Annotated in this window: 3 protein-coding genes and 1 pseudogene; 2 read left to right on the top strand and 2 right to left on the bottom strand. The window is 59.3% G+C overall.

What is annotated here, in order from left to right; translation table 11 throughout:
• The coding region (locus tag FS320_RS39180) for a DUF6522 family protein (RefSeq protein ID WP_244627672.1) at positions 1 to 392 on the top strand (392 nt) is incomplete at its 5' end.
• A 1,243-nt stretch (positions 393 to 1,635) separates the two neighbouring features.
• On the opposite strand, the gene FS320_RS39175 is transcribed toward FS320_RS39180, so the two are convergent.
• Positions 1,636 to 2,529 carry an ABC transporter substrate-binding protein gene (locus FS320_RS39175; RefSeq protein WP_162003532.1) on the bottom strand — a complete coding sequence of 298 codons (894 nt, stop codon included), beginning with the start codon at positions 2,527 to 2,529 and terminating at the stop codon, positions 1,636 to 1,638.
• Between the two features lie 147 nt (positions 2,530 to 2,676).
• Here FS320_RS39175 and FS320_RS49100 point away from each other — a divergent pair.
• Positions 2,677 to 3,546 (top strand): annotated as a pseudogene (locus FS320_RS49100) (GAF domain-containing protein); the annotation flags it as partial.
• Positions 3,547 to 4,087: 541 nt separating this feature from the next.
• Here FS320_RS49100 and FS320_RS39170 read toward each other — a convergent pair.
• Positions 4,088 to 4,263 (bottom strand): transposase (locus tag FS320_RS39170; RefSeq protein ID WP_192926244.1); only part of this gene is annotated, 176 nt, incomplete at its 5' end.

The following is a 4,263-nucleotide window of genomic DNA, read 5'->3' as shown; positions in this document are numbered from 1 at the left end:
CGACGACGCCGACCCGTATCGACAATCTCAACTCGATCCATAGCCGCACTGTCCTTTTTGACGTCAATAAGGACAGTCAGTGCCAAATCCGACAATTCCTACAAGGCGGCCCACCTCGGATGCGTACCCTGAACCGTGATGCCGTCGGTGACTTTGTGCTCGACAGCGCTTTCCTGGCGGAACGCCTCGGCACCGACCTGGAGGCGCTGCGTCGCGGGATGCGCCTAGGGCAGGTGACTAGCCGCGTCGAGCAGGGAAACGGTAAGGATGCCGGGCGCATCCGCATCACGGTGCGGGCACCACAGGCCGCATGGCAGGCCATCCTCGACCAGACTGGCGAGATCCTCTCCGAGAAGGTGGTCACCGCGCAGGATCAGCCCGGCTCCACCTGAGACCCACCATTCTGGCCGACGTGGTACGCGAGCCCCGCGGCACTCCCGGGCCGCATCAAACGGACTTCTTCCATGCCGAATGCCCGCCGAGCCTATGTAACCCCGAAAGCACGCCCGGACGCCGGTCAGATTGTTTTGCCGCCCATGCCACAGTTGCAGGGGATGGCGCATCGCGTCTGGTACGTGTTGGCTGTGGCATGGCAAATCCTCACTGGGACCGAGGGTTGTCGCTGAAGCAGGAGCCGGGCGAATGCCCTGCAGGCGTCGCAAGCCTCCCTCCTTGTTCACCCGAAGTGAAGGCTCATCCGTGTTCCCGCGCCTCGATCTCCAATCGGGAGAAGCATCCCGGTGTTCTAACTCCGGCAAAAGCAGGGCGACCGCTGCGTCACGCGAAGCGGAACCTAGGGGCCAATATGGGTTCAAGGGTCGCGAACATGGTCACAAGACCGGGCACGGCCTTTTTCATAGGCGTTCCCGGCCGGTCACAGGCATGCGCGTGAAACCACGTGCGTGCCAAACCTACTGCGTACGTGAAAAAAGACTGCGGACACCTCGGCCATAGTCGCGTCAGCGTGAATTGACGTCGGCTCAAGACAGCGCATGATCAAGGCCTGCGTGGAGAGAGGGATCTGGCCTGGTGGAAGCCGGGTGTAAGGAACCGCCCACAGCCGAAGCCCTGGAGAGATCCGGGGTTTTTGGCGTTTTCGGGCCGCGCCTTTCCGATCAGCCCTTCGGACAAGCGGTTCAGCCTCGGGCGACAACCGTTGACGCTGCTCGACACCAGGCGCAGGCTCAAAGCCTGTGGTGGTCGCGCCCGGGACTCGGGCTCCTGACGCGCCCGGTGCTCCTCCCCATAGGCAAGGCCTCGGATCGCCCCTCGCGGCCTTCGCCGTATCCCGGTGCGTCATTCGCAGAAGCCGCAGAATGGAGCCACTCTGAAGCAGCTACGGACTATTTACCTTAGCTGTTGCAGGTTGCGTGCGTCGGGTGCGTTGCGTATCGATCCGACCTGTTCCCTGCCCCACGCGGGGAACATGGCCTTGGCTGAGGGTTCCACGACTCCCCTCAGCTGGGGCTACAGCCGCTCTAAGCCGGAGGTCTGCACAGGACCCCTCGGTTAGGGCGTCTTCTCCGGCACGGGCCAAACCACCGCGGGTCAAACCTACCGCAAATTTCGCGGAGGGCCGTTTATGGAACTGGATACCCGATTAAGGGTGCGGCTCATGGTTGACTGATCCCGCTCTTATTCAATCACGTCGTCGGCTCGAGCGAGGAGCAAGCTAGGAACCGAAAGGTTGAGCGCCCTCGCAGTGGTCATGTTGATGACGAAATCAAACTTGGTGGGCTGCAAAATCGGCAGATCTGTCGTCTTAGCTCCCTTCAGAATGCGGCCCATGTACACGCCTGCTTGGTGATAGACGTCGGTGATGCTCGGTCCATAGCTCATCAGGCCGCCGGCCTCGACGATCTCGCGCCATTCGTAGATAGCTGGAATGGCATAGCGCGCGGCCAGCATCACGATCTGCTCGCGACGGCTGTGGAAGAACGGATCGGCAGTGACCAAGAGCGCGCTGGATCGTGTTTGACCGAGGGTGGCGAAAGCGGCCTCAAGTTCAGATGCCGACTTGGCATTCAGGATTTCGACTGTTCGCCCTATCTGGCGGCCTGCTTCCAGCAAATCCTTGGTTTGAGACGCAGCAAGGTGGCTGTCCGGGTTGAGTAGTGCGGCAAAGCGGGTTGCTGCGGGCGCCAGTTCCTCCAGGATCTCCAGCCGCTTCGGCTCCATCGTAGCCGTAAGGAAGGCCATTCCAGTCAGATTACCCTCGGGCCGGCTGAGACTGGTGACGAGGCCAGATCGCACCGGATCGGTTGTGATGAAGACAATCGGAATGGTCGACGATGCCGCCTTGGCCGCCAACGCGGAGCCACCCGTTGCAGCTAGGGCCGTAACCGGGCGGTTGACCAGTTCGGCTGCGAGCGCCGGTAGCCGGTTATAGTCACCGTCGGCCCAGCGGTATTCAATTAGAACGTTGTGTCCTTCAACAAATCCTGCCTCGCTGAGCCCAGTGCGGAAGGCTGACACAAGGTGGCCGAACTGGTGGGATGAGGCGCCATTGAGGAAGCCGACCACAGGCATCGCCGGCTGTTGTGCATGTGTTGTAAGCGGCCAAGCGGCTGCCATGCTGCCGAGGAAGGCAATGAACTCCCGCCGCCTCATTTGGTCAAGCATCACAGCCTCCTCTCTTGAGGTTGACTATTATGCCTCTGACTGGACCAGAAGTTGGTGTCCTCGCGCACCCGACACTATCCCAATCCGACCCCGTGCGACATTCTCAGACGGGCACTGAGGAGCTGTCCGGTGACCCTCACTGATCAAATCAACCGGTTTCTAGCTACAAAGTTGCAGCCGGGGGAGTTCCTAATTGAACGCTATGAATTCGGAGAAGCTAGGCGTGAAAGCGGCGAACTGCCCGCGACGAGGCGCCCAGAGGACAAGCCGTTTCAAATATCGCACCAACCCGGTGACAATGAATATGGCCTCTGTGTAGCGGCTCCATTCTATGATGACGCCGAGACGAGGATCCGTATCTTCAAAGGGGTTTGTACGAAGAAGCGTATCGATGAGATCGCGGGCGCGCTACCATCTATCATCGCAAGTTATATTGAACGTGCCTGTCGGAACGCTCTGGAACAAGTCAAACTCGCTAATCAGGAACTACTGTCCTCCCTGGAGCCTGACGACATCGTCCGCAATGTCGTCAAATGCGCCATAGAGGTCATCCCCGGAAGTGACGCTGGCGTGTTTCGGCTTTATGATGCCGAGCAGGACTATCTGCTCCCCGTGTCCCAGGTGGGCTTAGGCGAGGATTACTTCGATTATAAGCTTCGACCGCATGAGTCGGTCTCGGGAATGGTTTACGAAACCCACGTCCCTGTTTTGCTCCGTTCCCAACGTGAAGTGCTGGATGCTCACAGCAACCTGACGGCAAAGAACATGGAGTTTGTCAGGTCAAGCAGGATTGCACACAGTCTGATCTGCGTTCCTGTGAAGACTGGCGACCGCTGCCTGGGCACGCTTACGCTTCTGGCCTTCAATCCACTGTCGTCGTTCAACCCGTTCAGTCTCTCGCTCCTGGAGGTCTTTGCGACGCATGTTGCGATCGCCTGGAAGAACGCCACCGCTCACCGAGAAGCAACGGAAACATTGAAAATGCTACAGGTGCTTCGTGGGGAACTTCAGAGCAAAAACCAGGAGTTGGAACGTGCCATTTCGGTCCACAACGATATCCTTCAGGCTTTCACGAGCGCCTCAAGCCTTGAGAAGAGGCTCCGCCTATTGTCTAAACGGTTCGAATTTCGGCATTGCTATTTTGATGTATTCGGAAATCGTTTTTGTTCAGATGCAACACTAGAGCAGAATGAGCATGTTGCAGCGATTGCAAGTGACTTTCTCAACACCGAGAAGCTGAATGCGAGTCTGGATGTTGATCATCTATGGATCAAGCCTGTCACAGTTTCAGATATTTCCGTAGGACTGCTAGCCGTTCCTATTCACCAGAGTTTGTTTCGGGGCCTATTTGGTAGCGCGGGCGTGCCGATCCGCTGCGTTTCTTTCACCGCGGCAAGGTCTGGAACGTGGGGAACGCGTTGGCAGGGACGGGATGGGATGACCGGGGCGATGGCAGCCCCGGCGCTCAGGGCGAGGCCGCCCGGGGCTGGGGTGCCAGAGCGCTCGCAAGACGCCGGACGAGATCCGCTTCCGGACAGCACGAGGCAAAGGCCAGTCGGATGCGGCTGGTGGTTTCCTGCACCCGCACGGCGATCTTGAGCAGGCGCAACCGCAGCGTTGCGAACTCCGCCCGGGCGAGAT

The organism is Microvirga tunisiensis (genome assembly GCF_009296175.1).
Lineage (GTDB): Bacteria > Pseudomonadota > Alphaproteobacteria > Rhizobiales > Beijerinckiaceae > Microvirga > Microvirga tunisiensis.
The sequence above is the reverse complement of the archived record's forward strand: the minus strand, read 5'-3'. Positions and strand labels throughout refer to the sequence as shown.